At 63.9% G+C, this 2,239-nt stretch carries 2 protein-coding genes; both read right to left on the bottom strand.

What is annotated here, in order from left to right:
• Window positions 1–1,030, bottom strand: a 1,030-nt coding sequence (locus ACWDU1_RS31770; protein ID WP_450004114.1) for an acyl-CoA dehydrogenase family protein, incomplete at its 3' end; no start/stop codon positions are given.
• A gap of 232 nt (window positions 1,031–1,262) precedes the next feature.
• A partial coding sequence (locus tag ACWDU1_RS31765; protein WP_450004113.1) for an NADP-dependent isocitrate dehydrogenase occupies window positions 1,263–2,239 on the bottom strand: 977 nt, incomplete at its 5' end.

Below are 2,239 nucleotides of genomic sequence, written 5' to 3'. Positions count from 1 at the left end.
TGCCGGCTTTACCGCGCTCGATGATGTTGAAGACCATGTTCTGCACGTTGATCCGGGCGACCTCCATTTTCGCCAGTTTGAGCTGGATCAGTTGGAAGCGGCCGATCTCCTGGCCCCACAGGGTGCGGGTGCGGGCGTAATCGGTGCACAGGCGCAGGCATTCGTTGATCACACCGAGGGCCATGAAGCCGATGCCGACGCGTTCGGCGACGAAACTCGATTTGGCGCTCTCCCGGCCGTCGCCGCCACGATGTTGTTCGGTCTCCCCGAGCAGCCGGTCGCGGCCGAGGCGGACGTTGTCGAAGAACAGTTCGCCGGTCGGGGACGCGTGCAGGCCCATCTTTTTGAACGGTTTGCCTTGGGTGAGCCCTTCCATACCTTTGTCGAGCACGAAGGTGAGCACCTTGCGGTCTCGGGAGGGGGTGCCGTCGCCCTCGTCCAGTTTCGCGTATACGACGAGGGTGTCGGCGAAGGGTCCGTTGGTGATGAATGTCTTCTGGCCGTTGAGGATGTAGTCCTCGCCGTCGCGCCGTACGGAGGTCTTCATCCCGCCGAATGCGTCCGATCCGGAGTCGGGTTCGGTGATGGCCCAGCAGGCGATCTTGCGCAGGCTCACGATATCGGGTACCCATCGCTGCTGCTGGGCGAGTGTGCCCCGGGACAGGATGGTGGCGCCGCCGAGGCCGGTGCTGACTCCCAGTGAACTGCACAAGCCCATGCAGACACCGGAGAGTTCGCTGGTCAGCACGGCCATCATGGTCTGCTGGTCGAATCCGCTGTCGGCGGGTTCCTTATCTTTGGCGGCCGGTTTCTCCGCGCCCTCGGCGGCGGCCTGTTTGACCGCCAGCTGCTTGTTCAGGGCCTCTTCGGCCATGGCGCCGATACCGAAATCCGCGTACAGCTTGCGCAGGATCGGGTAGGGCAGCATCTCGCCGCTGTCCAGGGCGTCCAGGTTCGGACGCACTTCCTTATCGATGAACGTCCGCACCGCGTCGCGGACCATCAGGTCGGTATCGGACCATTCGAACATCGTCGTCCTCCGGTATCACCAGCAGCATTACGGTGTAAATCACCGGGCGGACGCTCCACCGCGCCCGCCTTGTTGACAGCCTGCCAGTTTTCCGGCGGTCGCGCTGGTTTTCCGGCGCGGTCACATCGGCACCACCCGGACGCGAGAACGCCATGCATGACAACAGCCCGTTGTGCCATGCATGGCGTTCGTAACGATCTCCACGCCACCGCCGACGGCGGCGCGAAACGGATCAGCGCAGTGCGCGCGCCAGGTTGGCGTCCAGTGCCGCGAGGAACTCCTCGGTGCTCAGGTAGCCCTGGTCGCCGCCGACCAGCAGCGCGAGATCCTTGGTCATCTGGCCGCCCTCGACGGTCTTGATGACGACATCCTCGAGCGTCTGCGCGAAGCCGATCACCTCGGGGGTGTTGTCCAGCTTGCCGCGATGCTCGAGGCCGCGGGTCCAGGCGAAGATCGACGCGATCGGGTTGGTCGAGGTCGGCTTGCCCTGCTGGTGCTGACGGTAATGCCGGGTGACCGTACCGTGCGCGGCCTCGGCCTCACAGGTCTGGCCGTCCGGGGTCAGCAGCACCGAGGTCATCAGACCCAGCGAACCGAAGCCCTGCGCGACGGTATCGGACTGCACATCGCCGTCGTAGTTCTTGCAGGCCCAGACGTAGCCGCCCTCCCATTTCATGGAGGAGGCGACCATATCGTCGATCAGCCGGTGCTCGTAGGTGAGGCCCGCCGCCTCGAACTGGCTCTTGAACTCGGCGTCGAACACCTCCTGGAAGGTGTCCTTGAACATGCCGTCGTACGCCTTGAGGATGGTGTTCTTCGTCGACATGTAGACGGGGTAGTTCTGCTGCAGCCCGTAGTTGAACGAGGCTCGCGCGAAATCTTCGATGGACTTCTTGAAGTTGTACATGCCCATGATGACGCCGCCGTCCTCGGGCATCTTCACGACCTCGTGCACGATCGGCTCACTGCCGTCTTCCGGGGTGAAGGTGAGGGTGACGGTGCCGGCCTGGAAGGCCTTGAAGTCGGTGGCGCGATACTGGTCGCCGAACGCGTGGCGGCCGATGATGATCGGCTTGGTCCAGCCGGGAACCAGGCGCGGAACGTTGGAGATGATGATCGGCGCGCGGAAGATGGTGCCGCCGAGAATGTTGCGGATGGTGCCGTTGGGCGACCGCCACATCTTCTTGAGACCGAATTCCTCGACGCGGC

Source organism: Nocardia sp. NPDC003345, assembly GCF_053589395.1.
This window is presented reverse-complemented; position numbering and strand designations above follow the sequence as displayed.